Source organism: Ignavigranum ruoffiae (assembly GCF_900110675.1).
In the GTDB taxonomy this organism is placed as follows: domain Bacteria; phylum Bacillota; class Bacilli; order Lactobacillales; family Aerococcaceae; genus Ignavigranum; species Ignavigranum ruoffiae.
Window position 1 is genome coordinate 44,243 of the sequence record NZ_FOEN01000006.1, and the last position, 17,905, is coordinate 62,147.

Annotated in this window: 18 protein-coding genes and 1 other annotated feature (1 of these 19 only partly in view); of the genes, 15 read left to right on the forward strand and 3 right to left on the reverse strand. The window is 37.8% G+C overall.

Translation table 11 applies throughout. The annotated features are described in order from the left end of the window. Positions 1-27: 27 nt before the first annotated feature. Positions 28-780, reverse strand: coding sequence for a hypothetical protein (locus BMX34_RS05905; RefSeq protein ID WP_092571831.1), 753 nt, complete (start codon positions 778-780; stop codon positions 28-30). A 219-nt stretch (positions 781-999) separates the two neighbouring features. Between BMX34_RS05905 and BMX34_RS05910 the strand changes: the two genes are divergently transcribed. The 7 genes from BMX34_RS05910 to BMX34_RS05940 all read left to right on the forward strand — a co-directional run bounded on the left by BMX34_RS05910 (position 1,000) and on the right by BMX34_RS05940 (position 7,389). Then, positions 1,000-1,452: an HIT family protein gene (locus BMX34_RS05910; RefSeq protein ID WP_092571833.1), complete on the forward strand. Its 453-nt coding sequence runs from the start codon at positions 1,000-1,002 to the stop codon at positions 1,450-1,452. Next, positions 1,439-1,780 (forward strand): YtxH domain-containing protein, encoded by a 342-nt coding sequence (locus tag BMX34_RS05915; protein ID WP_092571835.1) that lies wholly within the window; start codon positions 1,439-1,441, stop codon positions 1,778-1,780. The genes BMX34_RS05910 and BMX34_RS05915 overlap by 14 nt, the downstream gene beginning before the upstream one ends. Before the next feature lie 104 nt (positions 1,781-1,884). After that, positions 1,885-2,886 carry a peptidylprolyl isomerase gene (locus BMX34_RS05920; protein WP_092571837.1) on the forward strand — a complete coding sequence of 334 codons (1,002 nt, stop codon included), beginning with the start codon at positions 1,885-1,887 and terminating at the stop codon, positions 2,884-2,886. A gap of 258 nt (positions 2,887-3,144) precedes the next feature. Further along, on the forward strand, positions 3,145-4,725 hold the full coding sequence (locus BMX34_RS05925) for an alpha-glucoside-specific PTS transporter subunit IIBC (RefSeq protein ID WP_092571839.1): 1,581 nt from the start codon (positions 3,145-3,147) through the stop codon (positions 4,723-4,725). 13 nt (positions 4,726-4,738) lie between these two features. Next, positions 4,739-6,085 (forward strand): 6-phospho-alpha-glucosidase, encoded by a 1,347-nt coding sequence (locus BMX34_RS05930; protein WP_092571842.1) that lies wholly within the window; start codon positions 4,739-4,741, stop codon positions 6,083-6,085. A 69-nt stretch (positions 6,086-6,154) separates the two neighbouring features. Beyond that, positions 6,155-6,916, forward strand: coding sequence for a MurR/RpiR family transcriptional regulator (locus BMX34_RS05935; RefSeq protein WP_092571845.1), 762 nt, complete (start codon positions 6,155-6,157; stop codon positions 6,914-6,916). Next, positions 6,913-7,389 (forward strand): hypothetical protein, encoded by a 477-nt coding sequence (locus BMX34_RS05940; protein WP_092571847.1) that lies wholly within the window; start codon positions 6,913-6,915, stop codon positions 7,387-7,389. The genes BMX34_RS05935 and BMX34_RS05940 overlap by 4 nt, the downstream gene beginning before the upstream one ends. 112 nt (positions 7,390-7,501) lie before the next feature. On the opposite strand, the gene BMX34_RS05945 is transcribed toward BMX34_RS05940, so the two are convergent. Continuing rightward, complete coding sequence (locus tag BMX34_RS05945; protein WP_092571850.1) at positions 7,502-8,065, reverse strand: Gx transporter family protein; 564 nt, start codon at positions 8,063-8,065, stop codon at positions 7,502-7,504. A gap of 141 nt (positions 8,066-8,206) precedes the next feature. Between BMX34_RS05945 and BMX34_RS05950 the strand changes: the two genes are divergently transcribed. The 5 genes from BMX34_RS05950 (at position 8,207) to BMX34_RS05970 (ending at position 14,681) form a co-directional block, all read left to right on the forward strand. Then, positions 8,207-10,093 (forward strand): FAD-dependent oxidoreductase, encoded by a 1,887-nt coding sequence (locus BMX34_RS05950; RefSeq protein ID WP_092571853.1) that lies wholly within the window; start codon positions 8,207-8,209, stop codon positions 10,091-10,093. Between the two features lie 68 nt (positions 10,094-10,161). Next, on the forward strand, positions 10,162-11,139 hold the full coding sequence (locus BMX34_RS05955; RefSeq protein ID WP_092571855.1) for a polyprenyl synthetase family protein: 978 nt from the start codon (positions 10,162-10,164) through the stop codon (positions 11,137-11,139). A gap of 93 nt (positions 11,140-11,232) precedes the next feature. Further along, positions 11,233-12,510: an FMN-binding protein gene (locus tag BMX34_RS05960; RefSeq protein ID WP_092571856.1), complete on the forward strand. Its 1,278-nt coding sequence runs from the start codon at positions 11,233-11,235 to the stop codon at positions 12,508-12,510. 217 nt (positions 12,511-12,727) lie between these two features. Then, the gene (locus BMX34_RS05965) at positions 12,728-13,717 is read left to right on the forward strand and encodes an FAD:protein FMN transferase (RefSeq protein WP_234971685.1); all 990 of its coding nucleotides are present in this window, start codon (positions 12,728-12,730) and stop codon (positions 13,715-13,717) included. After that, the gene (locus BMX34_RS05970; RefSeq protein WP_092571935.1) at positions 13,710-14,681 is read left to right on the forward strand and encodes a 1,4-dihydroxy-2-naphthoate polyprenyltransferase; all 972 of its coding nucleotides are present in this window, start codon (positions 13,710-13,712) and stop codon (positions 14,679-14,681) included. Before BMX34_RS05965 ends, BMX34_RS05970 begins: the two co-directional genes overlap by 8 nt. Positions 14,682-14,729: 48 nt before the next feature. Here BMX34_RS05970 and BMX34_RS05975 read toward each other — a convergent pair whose 3' ends face one another. Then, complete coding sequence (locus BMX34_RS05975) at positions 14,730-15,137, reverse strand: NusG domain II-containing protein (RefSeq protein WP_092571861.1); 408 nt, start codon at positions 15,135-15,137, stop codon at positions 14,730-14,732. A 146-nt stretch (positions 15,138-15,283) separates the two neighbouring features. On the opposite strand from BMX34_RS05975, the gene BMX34_RS05980 reads away from it, so the two are divergent. The 3 genes from BMX34_RS05980 to BMX34_RS05990 all read left to right on the forward strand — a co-directional run bounded on the left by BMX34_RS05980 (position 15,284) and on the right by BMX34_RS05990 (position 17,685). Further along, entirely contained in the window at positions 15,284-15,898 is a 615-nt protein-coding gene (locus BMX34_RS05980) for a 50S ribosomal protein L25 (RefSeq protein WP_092571863.1), read from the forward strand. A 75-nt stretch (positions 15,899-15,973) separates the two neighbouring features. Continuing rightward, positions 15,974-17,161, forward strand: a complete 1,188-nt coding sequence (gene queG, locus BMX34_RS05985; protein WP_092571866.1) for a tRNA epoxyqueuosine(34) reductase QueG — start codon at positions 15,974-15,976, stop codon at positions 17,159-17,161. Then, positions 17,158-17,685 carry a tRNA (cytidine(34)-2'-O)-methyltransferase gene (locus BMX34_RS05990; protein ID WP_092571869.1) on the forward strand — a complete coding sequence of 176 codons (528 nt, stop codon included), beginning with the start codon at positions 17,158-17,160 and terminating at the stop codon, positions 17,683-17,685. Before queG ends, BMX34_RS05990 begins: the two co-directional genes overlap by 4 nt. A gap of 69 nt (positions 17,686-17,754) precedes the next feature. After that, positions 17,755-17,905 (forward strand) — a binding site (T-box leader); it runs 79 nt beyond the window's last position.

Genomic DNA, 17,905 nt, shown 5'->3' on the forward strand with positions numbered 1-17,905 from the left:
CCTCGCTAGATCTATTACTGACGTGTCTTATTCAATCACATTTCCTTGAGTTGAAATCAGTTGAATAATTTGTTGAGCATTATTATTATTGACCCGTTCAACTAATATTAACCCATAATCTGGAGCAAAATAATAATTAAATTGACCAGAACCTTGCGCTTCAACGACTTTGATGACATTTTCAAAAGTATAGCCGCCAAATGAAAATTGATTGAATAAATCAGACACGGTACGTTTATTCTCATTATTATAACCTGATTGGTAGCTTGTTCCTACTGCTAAATTGCTGGGGAGAATCAAAGACTCAGCGCCATCAGTCGCTTCTGGTGAGTACCGTAAATCTTCCACCACGTTATAATTTTCAAAGCAAGCTAACTCGAATAGACCATTATCGCGAATCTGATATACATAAGCTGTGGCTGAATCTCCGGTAAAGGCAGTAATTTGGAATGTTCCTTGATTATCTGGCATATACTCCATAATAATGTCCTGAACTTCAAATACTGAGCCGTCGCCTTGATACTGATAATTTACAAATTTAGCAAAAGGCATATAGCGGCGAAAGTCCAAAGAAATGGCGGTGTTTGTGCTCGCCGTTGTCGTTTCGTCCTTGCTATCTTCAGTCGTCAAATCTGATTCTTCAACAGAAGAATCAAGTGATTCACTACTTTCAGTTTCTTGGGACCAATCTTGGCCATGGACGACGGTCCTGGTCGAACTCAAGCTGAATAGGGTCAGTAGACATAGTCCGACGAGTAAATATTTTACGATAGTTTTCACATGGCTCCTCCTCTCTTATCAGCAATATTATATCATATTAGAAATACTTTAAGCGTGAGAGATTCTGGAAATAATAATGAAATATACTTCGTTAAAAAACATTATTTTGAATAAATTATGACTTTTTTATGAATCTAATGAGCCCGTATTTTAAGAACTTTTCTGTAATTTATGTTATTCTGTAACTATGGAAAATATGCTTGGTAAAGGAGAGTCTTTATGGAAGATTGCATTTTTTGTAAAATTATTAAAGGTGAGATCCCAGCCGCCAAAGTTTATGAGGATGAATGGGTCTTTGCCTTCTTAGATTTGAGTCAGGTTACTCCTGGTCATACCTTAGTCATTCCAAAAGATCATCGACAAGATATCTTCGATTATGAAGATGATTTAGCCGCCGAAGTCTTTCGTCGTGTGCCCCGGATTGCTAAAGCAATTAAAGAAGCTTTTCCCGAAGCACAAGGTATGAATATTGCTATGAACAATGGGCCACTAGCTTATCAATCTGTCTTTCACTCACACATCCATTTGTTACCCCGTTACAGTGAGGAAGATGGCTTCGCGATGACTTTCACTAATAATCAAGATAAATATAGTCAGGCTGAATTCAAGCAACGAGCAGAAAAGATTGGACAAGCAATAAAACTAAAGGAGGATGGCGATGAAGAAATTTAGTCAAGGATTGTTTTGGGGAGCTTTGTTTGGTGGGCTTGCTGGTTTATTGAATGCCCCAAGAAGTGGTCAAGAAACTCGTCGATATCTTAAAGAATATTTAGATCAAACCACAGCTGATGTCAATGATGTGCGTTATAAAGTTGATAATTTGAGCCATGCGATTCAGCGCTTAAGCCAAGAAGGATTAGGTAACCTCAAAGAAGCTCAAGATGAAATCCAATACGCAGTGAACCAATTTACCCGAGAAACTGAACCGCGAATTCAACGCATTCAAGATCGAGTGCAAAATCTGCAAAATGAAATCAAGGAAAATCTTGAAGTTAATTAGACTATTTATATAAATCTGGCCCATTTTAGCCTAAGTTGCTGCAAATATAGTATAATGGGCTCAGAATATATTATTACTATCATTTAGAATGGAGCATGTATTAGATGAAGAAATCAATCTTAACCTCAGCGTTTGCTGTCTTAGCTGCAGCCTCATTAGCAGTCAGTCCAATGGTGATTAAAGCCCAAGATGATGTGATCGCAACAATTGGGGAGAAAACAATTACCAAAGATGACCTATATGAGGCCATGAAGAATGTTTCTGGAGAAGTGACGTTAAGAACGTTAATTCTAGAGCAAGTCTTAATGCAAAATGTAAAAGATGCTGACGCATTAAAAAAATCAGCTGAAGAAGAAGTTCAAAAACAAATCGATTCAGCAGGAGGCGAAGACGTCTTCCAAGAACTATTAAATTATCAACAATTGGGTAGTGTCGAAGAATTTACCTATCAAATGTTTGTAAGTAAAATGTTCGAAGAAGTGGTCAAGAAAGAAATTGACCTCTCTGATGAAGCGGTTAAGAAATTCTACGAAGAAGAATACTCTCCATTAATGGAAGCCCAACATATTTTGGTGGATACCGAAGAAGAAGCTCAAAATGTGATCCAACGATTGAATGATGGAGAAGAATTCGATGCGCTGGCTCAAGAATTATCTAAAGATTCAACTGCTCAAAACGGTGGTCTCTTAAGTCCATTTACTAGCGGCCAAATGGTACCCGAATTTGAAGAAGCTGTTAAATCGATGAAAAATGGCGAAGTCACTCAAGAACCGGTTAAGTCTGAGTATGGCTATCATGTTATCAAGGTAATTAATAATGGTGAGAAGAAACCACTAGATGAAATCCGTAAAGAAGTTGAAGACCAACTTGTTCAAAAGAAATTAGCCGACACCAACTTTGCATATGGCATTGTGGGCAATTTGATTAAGAATACTGGCTACGAAATTAAAGATGAAGATTTGAAAAATGCTGTCGAAGATTTAGTCAATGGTAAACAAGATGAACCTGCTTCAAGTGAAGAGAATCAAGAGGAAACAGCAGCCGATGATGCAGAAGCTAATCAGGAAAGTCAAGCAGCTGAAGAAAGTGAAACAGCAGCTGAATAATTGTGAGTCAGGCTATTGATATAAAACTCATGAATATACAGATCCGAGAACTTTGACGAGTTCTCGGATCTTTTTTAGTGATTAAATTTCTAAAACAATCGTATTGGGAACCTTCCCAATTCCTGGGCAAATAACTATTATTTGGATACGCTTTCTAAATCCTTGAAATCCCTTACATATAAAAAAATGACCACTATAATAAATTTATGGAAGAAAAAAATGGAAAGGAGTTAATAAGTTAAAAAGGGGGTTATCATATTGATGGAAAAACTTCAGCGCTTTGGTGGCGCAATGTTTACACCAGTATTATTATTTGCCTATTCAGGCATTATTCTATCTCTCGCCATTTTATGTCAAAGTGAGTTAGTTTTTGGTAGTTTTGCAAGTGATGGGACTTTCTGGAAAAATATTTGGTCGATTATCGAAACAGGTGGCTGGACAGTATTTAACCATATCGAATTGTTATTTGTGATTGGTATTCCAATTGGTCTAGCAGATAAAGCAAATGCTAGAGCTGCTTTAGAATCTTTTGTTGTATATACAACCTTTAACAATTTTGTAAGTAAGATATTGGAAATATGGGGCCAAAACTTCAATGTTGATTTTACACAAGAAGTTGGCGGCACTTCAGGCTTAAAAATGATTGCTGGAGTAAAGACCCTTGATACTAATATTATTGGGGCAATTATTGTTGCAGCTATTGTAGTTTGGATACACAATCGTTATTTTGAAAAGAAATTACCAGATTGGTTAGGAATATTCCAAGGATCTTCTTTAGTTGCAATTATTGGTTTTTTCTTCATGTTACCTTTGGCTTTTGCTACAGCTTCAATTTGGCCAATCGTTCAAGGAGGTATTAGTACTCTTCAAGGACTCATGCTAAATTCTGGTGTATTTGGGGTTTGGATATATGTCTTTTTGGAAAGAATTTTAATTCCTACTGGATTACATCACTTTATTTATCAACCATTTATTTATGGTCCCGCAGCTATTGCTGGTGGAATCGAACAAGGATGGTTACAACAGCTTAATGCTTTAGCAAGTAATCCTGCTCCTTTAATTGAGCAATTCCCTTATGGTGGCTTTGGTTTACACAATATGTCGAAATTTTTTGCTCCAATTGGCATTGGTGCTGCGTTTTACGCGACAGCTTTGCCTGAGAAGAAAAAAGAAACATTGTCTTTAATCGTACCAACAGCAATTACAGCAATGTTAGCAGGAATCACTGAACCATTTGAATTCACATTCTTGTTTATTGCTCCACCATTGTTTTTATTGCACTCCCTGTTAGCTGCAACTTTTGCGTCAACTTTATATTTATTTGGTGTTGTAGGAGATATAGGTAGTGGTTTTATTGCAATATTGTCTAAATTTATTATTCCAATGTCCATTAATCATCTTGATTCGGTGATTAAATTATTTATTATAGGTTTTATCTATAGCGTTATTTACTTCTATGTCTTTAAATTTGTAATTCTTAAGAAAGACTACAAGACGCCTGGTCGAGAAGTAAATGCGGGAGTCAAACTTTATTCTAAACAAGAATATAAAGCGAAAAAAGCGGGAGAAAATCTTAAAATTTCTGATGCTGATCAATACCGCCAATCTGCTGAAATTTATTTAGCAGCCTTTGGAGGACGAACAAATATTGAAGAAGTAACTAACTGTGCTACTCGCCTAAGAGTCAGTGTAAAGGATGTTTCGCTAGTTGGCGATGACCAAGAGTTTAAATTAGGTGGTGCCCACGGAGTAGTTCGAAAAGGAAAAGCATTCCAGATTATTGTTGGTTTAAGTGTACCGCAAGTTAGAGAAGAATTTGAAAAATTATTAAAACAATAGAAGGAGAGATATTATGCAAAAACTAAAGGAACAATCAATTTTGGTCGCTGGTGGTGGGTCAACATTTACCCCTGGGATTGTATTAATGTTATTGGATAATCTTGATACTTTTCCAATTCGTCAAATAAAATTCTATGACAATAACGAAGAACGACAAGAAAAAGTTGCAAAGGCTTGTGAGATTTTAATTAAAGAACGTGCCCCACAAATTAAATTTGCATATACAACGGATCCTGAAACAGCTTTTACGGATGTTGATTTTGTAATGGCTCATATTCGTGTAGGGTTATATGCAATGCGTGAAAAAGATGAAAAAATTCCATTGAAATACGGTGTAATTGGACAAGAAACTTGTGGACCTGGAGGCATTGCTTATGGAATGCGTTCGATTGGTGGCGTATTGGAATTAATAGATTATATGGAAAAATATTCACCAAATGCATGGATGTTAAATTACTCAAATCCAGCAGCAATTGTTGCAGAAGCAACTCGCAAACTTAAACCTAATAGCAAAATCATTAATATTTGTGATATGCCAGTAGGAATTGAACATCGGATGGCTGAAATTCTTGGACTTGATTCTCGAAAAGATTTTGTTGTTCGTTATTATGGATTGAATCATTATGGCTGGTGGACAGACATTCGCGACCACGATGGCAATGACTTAATGCCAAAATTAATTGAACATGTCTCACAATATGGATATATTACCCCTTCTGAAATAAGTAATCACGGTAATGAAAATGTAGAAGAGAGTTGGATGCATACTTTTGGAAAGGCAAAGGATGTCCAAGCATTGGACCCGACTACTCTACCAAATACTTACCTTAAATATTATTTATTCTCTCAAGATGAAGTAGAGATTGCTGATCCAAACTATACTCGTGCTAATGAAGTTATGGATCATCGGGAAAAAATAGTCTTTCAAGAGTGTAATAAAGTCGTAAAAGCCGGAACTGCAAAGGGACAAAATCTCGAAGCAGACGATCATGCTTCATATATTGTCGACTTAGCTCGAGCGATTGCATATAATACAAGAGAACGCATGTTGCTAATTGTTCCAAATAATGGTTCAATAAATAATTTTGATTCAACTGCTATGGTGGAGATTCCATGTATTGTGACCTCTAATGGTCCTGAACCACTAGTTATGGGAGAAATTCCTAGATTCCAAAAAGGAATGATGGAACAACAAGTAGCGGTTGAAAAATTAGTAGTTGAGGCATGGGAAGAGGGTTCTTATCAAAAATTATGGCAAGCGATTACTCTATCTAAAACAGTTCCAAACGCTCGCATTGCTAAACAAATCTTAGATGATTTAATTGAAGCAAACAAAGATTTCTGGCCAGAATTAAAATAGATCAGATCTGTGATATAATAAGATGTGACAAACTTTGTCACATCTTTTTAGTATGACGGAGGATCTATAATGTTAAAGCTAAAAGCGCTTTTTACTAAGTATTATCAACAATTAACCAGTAATGAAAAATATCTATTTCAATATATTTTGGATCGGCCTCAAGAAATAGCTAATATGTCCATCTCTGATCTCTCAGAAAGCATACATATTTCAACTTCTTCAATTTCTCGATTTTGCCAAAAAATTGGATTCGATGGATATAGTGAGTTTCGCTACTTCTTAAGCAATAACGAGAATGAAGAAAAACATGCACAAATTTCTGATCCAGATTATATTTTTGAAGATTTTTATTCGACTAAAAAGTTGTTCAATCAAGCAGATTCACGTAAATTAATTTCTTGGCTTGAAGAAGCTAATATAATTTTTTGTTATGGAACAGGTATGGGTCAAAGACTTGTGATCAAAGACTTTATCCGTAAGATGCTACCTTTGAAAAAAATAGTAATAGAGATAGAAGCTCCCACTGAGTTGAGCTATTACTCGCATAATTCAAATGCTCAAGACATCTTAATGATATTTTCTTTGAGTGGAAATGTTGATAATATTGTAAGTCAGGTAGCTTTGTTCAAACAAAAACAGGTAAGAATCGTCGGAGTTTCTCAACTTGGTCAAAGTGTTCTGTCAGATTTAAGTGATTTTAATTTATATTATCAAAGTCAAGTCTTTGCTAGCGAAATGGATACCTATGTATCATTCTTGCCTATTCATTATTTAACGGATTTAATTATCTTAGCTTATAAAAATCAATCGGATAATGAGGAATTGTCATGAAAATTAAAACAATCAATCGTTCATTAAAATATGTCTCCTATTTTATGATGAGTTTACCTGTACTATTTTATTTATATTTAAACTTAATGGCAGGCCAACAAAATAACTCAGTTCTAGACTTAATTAAATCGAATCCCTTGTTGAATATAAATCTTATCTTTACTATTTTAATGTTCTTTACTGGTTATATTCTTTACAAAAATATCCATCGGTTTTCAAAACATGAATTACCTGCGGTTAGATTAATCTTTCTTTTATTGACTATTGTAATTATCATGGTTTTAATGGGGTATTTCCCCTTGATTTTATTGTGTTTATTCTTTGTCTATCAATTAATTAAGATAGAAAATATATCCAAACATAGCCTAATTAATAAAATAGAGTGGCGTGCCTTTGCTAAAGAAAACTTTCCAATTGTATTATTGGGGCTTTTTGTATTTATTTTAAGAGTTTTAATGTATATTCGACTATGAATGTAAAATGCCTCTTGAAAGAACCATACATAATTAAATCCGAATATTTAGCTTGTCCTGACGGACATTTTAAATATTCGGATCTTTTTTTATGAGATTTAAATAGTGTTGTCTAGCTTAACCAAGTTTTTTGTCGGAGTGTTTGGATATATTCTTGGTGGTAGAGGCGCAAACTGCTGACTGATTCTAGTAGGAAATTGCCAATCATGCCAACGGCAAAGCCAGATAAGATACCGCTGAGTGAGAGGATAGGGAGATAATTTAAGACTGAGAAGGACTTAGCCATGAAAGCGGCCACCAATAATTGACCAAAATTATGAGCCATACCGCCCATGACTGAAATTCCTACGATACTGACACGCTTAGGTCCAAGTCGCTGGATGAGTAGCATCAGGAAATAAGACAAATAGCCTCCAACTGCAGAATAAATAAAGGTCGACAAATTTCCACCCAATAACGCGGTCAAAAGTAAGCGAATGGACAGGACTTGAAAACTATATTTAACAGGTAATGTAAAAATGGCAATAATGGTGATTAAATTAGCCATGCCCAATTTTGCCCCCGGAGCAAAGACAAAAGGCGAAGGAATAAAATTTTCAATTAATCCAATAATTACGGCTTGAGCAGCGAGCGTGGCAATATATATTAGAATGCTATATTTACTACGGACTTTCATCTTCTCCTCCTTATAGATAGCTATAAGCCATAGTATAATGTTTTTCTTCTTTTTCTACAATTGTTTTTGTTTCGAAATATATTGTTGTTAGAAAAATTCTCGTGTATAATTTAACAAGTTATGAAATAGGGAGTGAGTAAATTGAAGAAGAATATTGTGGTCGTTGGAGCGGGCTTTGCCGGCGTTGCAGCGACACGAAGACTAGCGAAGAAGTATAAAAAAGATCCAGACATACATATAACTTTAATTGACCGCCATTCTTTCTTGACTTATATGACTGAGTTGCATGAAGTTGCTGGTGGACGGGTTGAACCAGAAGCAATTAAATATGATTTAAAGAAATTATTTGGCCGTCTTAAAAATGTTCACCTTGTCACAGATAAAGTGACCCATATCGATCATGAACAACAAGAAATTACTACTGAACATGGTGCTTATCCTTATGACTATTTAGTCTTAGCATTTGGTGGTGACGCCAATGATTTCGGCGTAAAAGGAGTCAAAGATCACGGTTTTACTCTTTGGTCGATTGAAGCTGCTGAACGGGTTCGTGAACATATTATTGATATGGTTTATGCAGCGGCCCGTGAACATGACGAAAATAAACGACGCGCCTTACTTTCCTTCCTTGTGTGTGGTGCTGGTTTTACTGGTGTGGAAATGGTTGGTGAACTTTTTGAATGGTTACCTATTCTGGCCAAAGAACATAAAATTGATCCGGCAGAAATCTCTTATCATTTAGTTGAAGCGGCACCGGGGATTCTGAATACAGTGACAGAAGCTGAACAAACTCGGGCCATGCGCTTTATGGAAAAGAATGGCGTTCAAGTCTCTTTAGGGGATGGGATTGTTGCTGTTGAAGAAGATAAGGTCATCCTTGCTTCAGGCAAAGAGATTCCTACTTATACCACGATTTGGACCGCTGGTGTTCAAGCAAACCAAGAAGCCGCTGATTGGGGCTTTGAACGAGCTCGTGCTGGACGTATTGTCGTTGATGAGTATATGAAAGCAGAGGGTCTAAATAATGTCTATATCGCCGGTGATATGGTATATTATGAAGATCCAGCGAATGATGGGAAATTGATGCCACAAATCGTCCAAGCTGCTGAACAGACTGGGGACATTGCGGCTAAGAGCATTATTGCTGAAATTTCTGGTGGAGATAAAGAAGTCTTCAAAGGTAAATATGATGGAAATATGGTATCGATCGGTTCGGTCTATGGGGTAGCTCGCCTTTATGACAAGTACTCAGTGCAAGGTTTCATTGCCATGGCCGTTAAACATGCAGCGAATATTAAATATTTCTTATCGATTGGTTCTTGGTATTATGCTTGGATGTATATCCTTCACGAAATTCTCCATGTAAAGAATCGGCGAAATATCTTTAAAGGGCATCTGTCTACGCAAGGAAATATGGCTTGGTTACTATTGTTACGTGTTTTCTATGGCTCCATGTGGTTGATTGAAGGTTTGAAAAAAGTGTTTGGAGCTTTTGGTGCCGAGTCTTGGTTTGGTGATCAATTAATGATGCCATTTGATTGGGTAAAAATGGTAGACACCACCTCAGCAGCTTCTGAGGCAGGGGCTGAAACCGTTGAAGCGACCACCGAAGCCGCTAAACAAATTTTCAGTCTAAATTATACTTACGGTGAAGAACCGATGCTTGTTTTTGATAAGATGCCACATTGGTTTGAATCCTTGATGAAATTCTTTGTTCCTAACTATGATGTGGCAATGTTCATGCAGAAATTTATGTCCGTTCTTGAATTAGGTATCGGAATTCTCTTAATCGTTGGTCTCTTTACTTGGTTAGTCAGTGCAGGGACGGTCGTGTTGGTAGTCATGTTCTGTCTATCAGGTATGTTTGTCTGGGTAAATATGTGGTTCATTCCAGTCGCAATTGCTTTAATGGCTGGGTCAGGCCATGCCTTCGGTTTAGATCATTATCTCATGCCTTGGCTACAAGATCGATTGAGTCAATGGTGGTTTGGCCAATCTAAGCATATTTATCAAGAAAGCGTTCGTTAAATTTTAAATTATCATGGCAATCGATCCGAATCGTTTGCCATTTTTTCATCTTGAAAGGAGAGAAAGTCATGACTAATTCTATCTGGCAAGCCTATCCTGTAATCGACCAGCATCTTAACCTAGTGAAGGAGATGATGTTGACTGAAATAAATATCAGTCAAAAGGACATTCAGCAGAAGATTGAGGAATATATTCATGCCCCTGGCAAGTATCTTCGTGCAGGCTTGTGTTTGTTATTCTCTCTGATTAAAGAGGGTAAAATTTCTGAAGACAAGCTTTATTTGGCTGCGGCTATTGAAACTTTCCACCTGGCTACATTAATTCATGATGATGTAATTGACCATTCTCCTTTAAGACGGAATATTGAAGCGATTCAACAAAGCCATTCCAATCGAATTGCCATATACGCAGGAGATTATTTGCTAGTCACAGCCGCGCATCTAGTAGCTAAAACTTCTTTTGACCGCCAAAGTGAGGTTTCTTTTAACTGGGCTGGGGAAAGTATTCTAGAGGGAGAGTTACTACAATTGACTAATCAATATAATCCTCAAATGACTTTTCCTCATTATTTAAAGCAAATTCGAGGTAAAACGGCCCTCCTTTTTGCTTTATCAACCTATGCTGGTTACTATCAGAGTCGGGCGACAAAGAGAATTAATAAAAGAGCTTTTTATGTTGGAGAAGATATTGGCATGTTTTTTCAGTTAACCGATGATTTGATTGATTACAGAAGTGATAGTCAGTTGTCGGGTAAACCCCGATTACAAGATATTCGCAATGGCATTTATTCGGCTCCGATTTTGTACAGCTTGCAGAAATATCCACGTCTACTCGAGCAGATTAGTCAGAAAGATTCATTGTCAGACCAAGATTGTGAAATGATTTACCAACAAGTCATAGCGGCGGGAGGAATCGAGGCAACTATTAAGCTAGTCGAGCGCTATCAGGACCGCATTCAACAAAAATTAGCTAAATTACCTGGCCAGACGGTCTATATTCAACAAGTAGAAGAAATTATTGCTGGATTGAGCCAGCGGCAGAAATAGTTCGTTAAATTCTTTTTTCTAGACAAAATTTATGAAATCGATTAGACTAATATTAACCAAATTTGCGAAAATTGGGATAATAGGAGGTATTATATGAAAATATCAAAATCGTTACTAAAAGGTTCGCTACTTTTAAGCTCTGTTCTCTTATTGTCAGCGTGTGCAGATAACACACAAAAAGAAGAAACCACCGTTGCTGAAGAAAGTTCAGCTGCAGTTGTGAAAGATACCACGATGGAAGAAACTGAAACTTCTGTAGAAGAAACTCGGGCAGCTTCAGAATCTGAAGAATCCGAAGAATCTAAAGATGAATCCGAAGAAAGCATGGATGAATCCGAAGAATCTAAAGATGAATCTGAAGAAAGCATGGATGAATCCGAAGAATCTAAAGATGAATCTGAAGAAAGCATGGACGAATCCGAAGAATCTAAAGATGAATCTGAAGAAAGCATGGACGAATCTGAAGAATCTAAAGATGAATCTGAAGAAAGCATGGACGAATCTGAAGAATCTAAAGAAGCAGCCGGTGCGGTGGCAATGGATGCAGAACTTCAAGATGGAGAATATAAGGCTGTCTCAAATGAAGATGAACATGGTTGGTCAGTTGAACATACTATCGTTGTTAAAGATGGTAAAGTTACTGAATCTAAATTCGACTATGTTAACGCTGAAGGTAAATTAAAATCAGAAGATGAAGAATACAACAAGAATATGAAAGATAAGACCGGTGTTTCTGGTGCGGAAGCGATGGAAGCATTAAATGCTGCCTTAGTTGATAACCAAAGCGCAGATGTTGATGTAGTAAGTGGAGCTACCAGCACTTCTGAAACATTCAAGTTCTCTTCTCAAATGCTCTTGAAGGCAGCTGCAGAAGGTAATACCGAAGAAATTAACTTGGATGAACTACCTTTACAAGACGGCGAGTTTACTGCTAAAGGTGAAGTTGATGAACATGGTTGGAGCCCGATGATGACCATGGTAGTCAAAGATGGTAAGATTACTGAAGTTACTTATGATTATGAAAATGCCGAAGGTAAATTAAAATCAGAAGATGAAGAATATAACAAGAATATGAAAGATAAGACTGGCGTTTCAGCCGCTGAAGCGATGGAAGAATTATCTGCAGCCCTTGTTGAGAAACAAAAAGTCGAAGAAGTAGATGTGGTTTCTGGAGCTACTTCAACTTCTGAAGAATTTATGAACCTAGCTAAACAATTAATTAAAGAATCACAAATGAAAGATAGCAAAGATAGTGAGGATGAATCTAGCTCTGACTCTGAATCATCTGAATCAGAAGATACTGATAAATCTGAAGAAAGCACTACAGAAAAAGAATCTTCCGAAGAAAGTTCAGAAGAATCTAGCAACTAATTGTATCTAATGTAGGATACATATTGGGCCGAACCATTTTAACATTTTTGTTAAGGTGGATCGGCTTTTTGTAATTTGTAAAATAGGTGAAAATATGAAAAAAACTCTTTTAATGCTACTGGTCTTGATCTTAACGGCATGTAGTCAAAGCCAAGACCAAACACAAAGTCAGAAAAAATCAGATAACCCAGCGGATGTTGTCACTACCGCCAGTGTAATGACCGATCAAACTGGTTTAGAAGTGATTAAGGATCCGCTGACTCGATCGGAAACCTTGCTCCATACTGCTGTGACATTACAAATTTACCATCCAAATCAAGAAGCAGCCATGGAGCAAGCCTTTAATTATATGAAAGAAATGGAACAATTATTTTCGACCAATCTTTCAGGTTCAGATGTCTATAAAATAAATCAAGCTGCCGGGAAAGAGGCGGTAAAAGTTCATCCTGAAACGTTCGAGGTCATTCAAAGAGCCATTGATGTGGCGGAACAAAGTCAGGGACTGTTCGATATATCGATTGGAGCCTTGACCAATTTGTGGCAAATCGGATCAGATCAAGCCCGAGTTCCAAGCGATCAAGAAATCCAAACAGCCCTCACTAAGATTGACTACCATAAGATTACACTCGATGACCAAGCCCAAACTGTCAAACTTGAAGAAGCAGGAATGGCTTTGGAATTAGGTGGGATTTCCAAAGGTTTTATTGGCTCAGGAGTAGCAGACATCCTTAAAGAGCATGGGATTAGCACAGCCATCATTAATTTAGGCGGAAACGTGATTGTCATGGGCCAAAATCCTGCCAATCAAGCAGGCTGGAATGTCGGCGTACAAGATCCAGATAAAGTACGTGGAGCTATCGTCGGTAGTCAACGAGTTCAGGAGGGAGCCATCGTGACCTCAGGAATTTATGAGCGTTATCTAGAACAGGATGGCAAGAAATATCATCATATCATGGATCCTAATACAGGTTATCCTTTAGATAATAATATTTCTGGTGTTACAGTATTCGCACCTACATCTTTCGATGGCGATGCTTATTCGACCGCCTTATTCTTATTAGGAATTGATCAAGGTTTAGACTTGATCAATCGGCTCGATGGTTATGAAGTGGTTTATATTGATAAAGATAAGGGTGTTCACTTATCCGATGGATTAAAGGAAAGTTTCCAGCTAACCAATAAGGAGTATCATATTGTCAATGAATGAGTCAAAGAAGCATAGTTACATAAATCTATCGCAGTTCTTGGAATTCGTCGAGATTAAGACCAAATTAGCTAGTTTTTTCCCAATGCTTGTTGGTTTTCTTTGGTCAGCCTACCATTATCGGCATTTTAACTGGATTAATAGTCTGGTCTTCTTTATTGCTGCCAGTTTTTTTGATATGGCTACGACAGCGATTAATAACACCATGGATTATCTCAAGGCTGTCGATCAAGAGTATAAATATAAAGAGAACGTGATTGGTCGCCACCACTTAGATATTAATTTTATTATTTTTTTATTACTAGCCATTTTATCCATTGCCTTTGTTTTTTCGATTCATCTCGTCTGGTTAACCGACCCAATCCTCCTGTTAATTGGATCCATCTTCTACATAATCGGTATTACTTACACCTTTGGGCCTTTGCCGACCTCGCGTCTACCCTTGGGTGAAATCTTATCGGGTTTGACCATGGGACTAGGTATCTTCTTTTTAGCAATTTTTGTTAATAACTATTCAATTATTTTATCAACCACGTGGTCGAGTCATTTCATTCAAATAAATGTTTATTGGCAAGAATGTCTGCGGATTGTCTGGTTGGCCCTGCCTTTTGTCTGCCTAATCGCTAATATTATGTTGGCCAATAATATATGTGACTTAGCTACTGACCGCTTGAATCAACGATTTACCTTAGTCCATTATATCGGCAAAAAGTGGGCACTCGTTTTATACAGTGTCTTAAGTGGTCTACCTTGGTTATTCCTAATGATTTATGCTTTGTCAGGTCTATTACCGACTTGGAGTCTCATCTTCCTCATTTTTATCTGGCCGCATTATCGTAGCTTGCAACGATTTCGCCAGCAACAAATTAAGGATCAAACTTTTGTGGAGTCCATTAAATCTTTTGTCTTGTTCTCCTTGGTATATTCGCTGTCGGTAGGTTTAGCTTTAATTTTAACGTTTCTTTAGGAGATCTTTGCTTATCGCTCCTAATAAAAAACGAGCTTCCCTACCTAGCTAGAGAGGCAGAATCAGCTCGTCTTCTTCTTGGGGTCCTAAAACTTCGATAATCAATTGGTGGGGGAGACAGATCGCTGTTTGTCCAGGTTTAGAAATCCAACCGGTCAATACACCCACCTGGTCTGGACTATTATCTTCCTTAATCCGTATTTTATGATCCTCGACTTGGATGATATTGTATTGACCCGGATTAGGATGGTAAGTTTTTTCTGCTGCTTGTCCCGGCCCTAGGGTAAAGCGATCAACTTCTTCTCCCTTAATCTTGACGATGGCCACTAAAGTTTCTGTATCAGATCCCTGCTGAAATTGTAGGCCAGTAATTAGGTTAGGGAGAAAAGAAAGCATTAAGGCTAAGAGGATGAAAATATAGTCAAAAGGTTTCAATAAGTGAAAAATATTCTTCATAAGGCCTCCTCTCTAAGAATTACTCTATTTTACAAAATAATGGCAATTTATTCTAGCAATTTACTTTTATTTTTGATACTATAATGTATGTGCTAAAATGCCCATGTTTTTGGGTGAAAATTTTAGAATAAAGGAGAAACGTATTCATGAATTTAAAAGCAGTCCTAAGAAATGAAACAGGATCGTCCTCAGCTAAAAAAGCACGCCGTGAAGGACAAATCCCAGTATCTTTATATGGTAAAGAAGGCGAAGCCAGCTCTTTATTAATTGATAAACGCGAATTTGTAGCTCTTCTGAAGAAGGAAGGAACGAACGCGGTTTTCGATTTAGATTATGATGGCAAAACTCAAAAAGTTTGGATTAAAGATTTCCAAAAAGCAGCCTTAAAAGATGAAATTTATTCTGTCGACTTAGAAGCAATCTCTGCTGATCAAAAACTTGAGGTTGAAGTACCAATTGTACTATTAAATGTTGAAACCGTTAAGGTGGGTATTGTTGAATTGGTTATGAATACCGTGCTTGTAGAATCTAAACCAGATGCGATTCCTCAATCATTTGAAGTGGATGTTACGGGTCTTGAAATTGGGTCTACCTTAACGATTGCTGATATTGATGTTCCTGCAGATGTTGAATTGCTTGATGACTCAGAACAAACCATTGTCACTGTATCTGCTCCTCAAGAAGTTGAAGAAACTGAAACCGAAGAAGAAGCTGCTGAACCTGAAGTTATCGGTGAAACTGAAGAAGAGACTGAAGAATAATTATTCAAAGCATCAAGAGGTAGCTAAAGAGGCCACCTCTTTTTTTGATGAATGGATATAGATGGGAGGGCATCAATGGATCGCCAAAGCATAAAAGATAAAGTGATTGCTTACGCCAAATCCATTGGCATCGACAAAATTGGCTTTGCTTCGAGCCAGCCCTTCGACGATTTGCGTGAATCTTTAATAGAACAGAAAGCCAAGGGACATACCACAGGCTTTGAACATCCCATTATTGAAGAACGACTTTATCCCGATCGAATATTGCCCGGGGCTCAATCGATCATCTCGATTGGTCTGGCTTATCCAAGTCGAATACGTCAAGAAGTTCCCAAGGACAAACTGAATAAGCGCGGACAATTTGCCCGTGCGTCTTGGGGGCTAGATTATCACCATGTACTGCGGAATAAGTTACAACAATTAGATCAATTTCTTAAGGAATTATGTCCCCAAGCCCAAACCGAAATGATGGTAGATACTGGGGCCTTGATTGATGTCGCGGTAGCGGCGCGAGCGGGTCTAGGCTTCATAGGGCGTAATGGTTTGCTGATTAGCAAGGAATTTGGTTCATGGCTCTATTTAGGTGAGATGATTACAAACATAAATTTTGAACCCGATACCGAAGTAGCTTATGATTGCGGGCAATGTTTCCGTTGTATTCGTGCCTGTCCAACGCAAGCTCTGTTGGGTGATGGCAGGATGAATGCACAGAAATGCTTGTCTTATCAGACCCAGACTAAATCGATCATGCCGGAAGACTATCGACGTAAGATAAGTTCGGTGATCTATGGTTGTGATATTTGTCAACTGGTATGTCCCTATAATCAGGGGATCGATTATCATCTTCATGAAGAAATGGAGCCGATTGTCGATCAAGTTCAACCCCAATTAAAACCCTTGTTGACTTTGTCAAATCGTGAGTTTAAAGCTCAGTTTGGTCATTTGGCTGGCTCCTGGCGAGGTAAGAAGCCGATTCAACGCAATGCCATTATTGCCCTAGCTAACATGGGCGATAAATCTGCCATGCCAGAATTAATTCGAGTGATGGAAGATGATCCTCGGCCCGATATTCGCGCGATAGCAGCCTGGGCCTTGAGTCAAATCGAGAAATTCTATAATCCTGTGCTATTAGAAGCAGTGATTGCCCAAGCTGATAGCGAGACTGATTCTGCAGCCCTTACTGAATTTGATCAGGCTATCCAACATTTGAAACAAAAACGCCCTGCAAGAACGACCCATAGAAAGCGTGATGACTTATCATGAAGAATCATATTGCTCTATATCAACCTTTGATGCCCGCTAATACGGGGAACATTTCCCGGACTTGCGCAGCGACTAATACTGCACTTCATCTGATTCATCCTTTAGGTTTTTCAACGGATGATCGCATGCTAAAACGAGCCGGCTTGGATTATTGGCATCATGTTGAAATTATTGAACATCAGGATTTGCAAGCATTCTTAGATTACGTTGGTCAACGGCCTTTATATCTGATTAGTAAATTTGCTCCCCAGATTGTATCGGATGCGAATTTAGCCGAGAATTCTCAGGGAGAACAATTCTTCTTGTTTGGCAAAGAGACGACCGGTTTACCCATTGAATTAATGGAAGCCCATAAAGAACACTGCTTACGCTTACCGATGAACGATCAACATGTGCGCTCGCTAAATCTTTCTAATACAGCAGCCATTGTCATCTATGAGGCTTTACGGCAACAAAATTGGGCAGGATTAGATCGAACCCATCATTATCAAGAAACAGCAAAAGCCCGTGAACTGAATTGGTAAGCTCAGCGCATGTTTGACTTCGTTAACGAGGATGGAAGTTGACATTTAAAGATAAAATTCTTATAATAAACTTACAAATGAGAAGTGAATAGTAATAACTTATTTGCCAGAATAGAGATACAGTGGCTGGTGGAAACTGTACAAGTAAGTTGTGAATCCACACTTTATTCAACCTATGAACTCAAGTGATTGATTAAATAGCGTCGGCCATCCCCGTTAT

Bases quoted from the DNA above. Each gene is read 5' to 3' on its own strand.
- BMX34_RS05910 (WP_092571833.1), top strand. From the start codon at position 1,000: ATGGAAGATTGCATTTTTTGTAAAATTATTAAAGGTGAGATCCCAGCC.
- BMX34_RS05940 (WP_092571847.1), top strand. From the start codon at position 6,913: ATGAAAATTAAAACAATCAATCGTTCATTAAAATATGTCTCCTATTTT.
- BMX34_RS05920 (WP_092571837.1), top strand. From the start codon at position 1,885: ATGAAGAAATCAATCTTAACCTCAGCGTTTGCTGTCTTAGCTGCAGCC.
- BMX34_RS05990 (WP_092571869.1), top strand. From the start codon at position 17,158: ATGAAGAATCATATTGCTCTATATCAACCTTTGATGCCCGCTAATACG.
- BMX34_RS05935 (WP_092571845.1), top strand. From the start codon at position 6,155: ATGTTAAAGCTAAAAGCGCTTTTTACTAAGTATTATCAACAATTAACC.
- BMX34_RS05955 (WP_092571855.1), top strand. From the start codon at position 10,162: ATGACTAATTCTATCTGGCAAGCCTATCCTGTAATCGACCAGCATCTT.
- BMX34_RS05965 (WP_234971685.1), top strand. From the start codon at position 12,728: ATGACCGATCAAACTGGTTTAGAAGTGATTAAGGATCCGCTGACTCGA.
- BMX34_RS05930 (WP_092571842.1), top strand. From the start codon at position 4,739: ATGCAAAAACTAAAGGAACAATCAATTTTGGTCGCTGGTGGTGGGTCA.
- BMX34_RS05915 (WP_092571835.1), top strand. From the start codon at position 1,439: ATGAAGAAATTTAGTCAAGGATTGTTTTGGGGAGCTTTGTTTGGTGGG.
- BMX34_RS05980 (WP_092571863.1), top strand. From the start codon at position 15,284: ATGAATTTAAAAGCAGTCCTAAGAAATGAAACAGGATCGTCCTCAGCT.
- BMX34_RS05970 (WP_092571935.1), top strand. From the start codon at position 13,710: ATGAATGAGTCAAAGAAGCATAGTTACATAAATCTATCGCAGTTCTTG.
- BMX34_RS05945 (WP_092571850.1), bottom strand. From the start codon at position 8,065: ATGAAAGTCCGTAGTAAATATAGCATTCTAATATATATTGCCACGCTC.
- BMX34_RS05960 (WP_092571856.1), top strand. From the start codon at position 11,233: ATGAAAATATCAAAATCGTTACTAAAAGGTTCGCTACTTTTAAGCTCT.
- BMX34_RS05975 (WP_092571861.1), bottom strand. From the start codon at position 15,137: ATGAAGAATATTTTTCACTTATTGAAACCTTTTGACTATATTTTCATC.
- queG (WP_092571866.1), top strand. From the start codon at position 15,974: ATGGATCGCCAAAGCATAAAAGATAAAGTGATTGCTTACGCCAAATCC.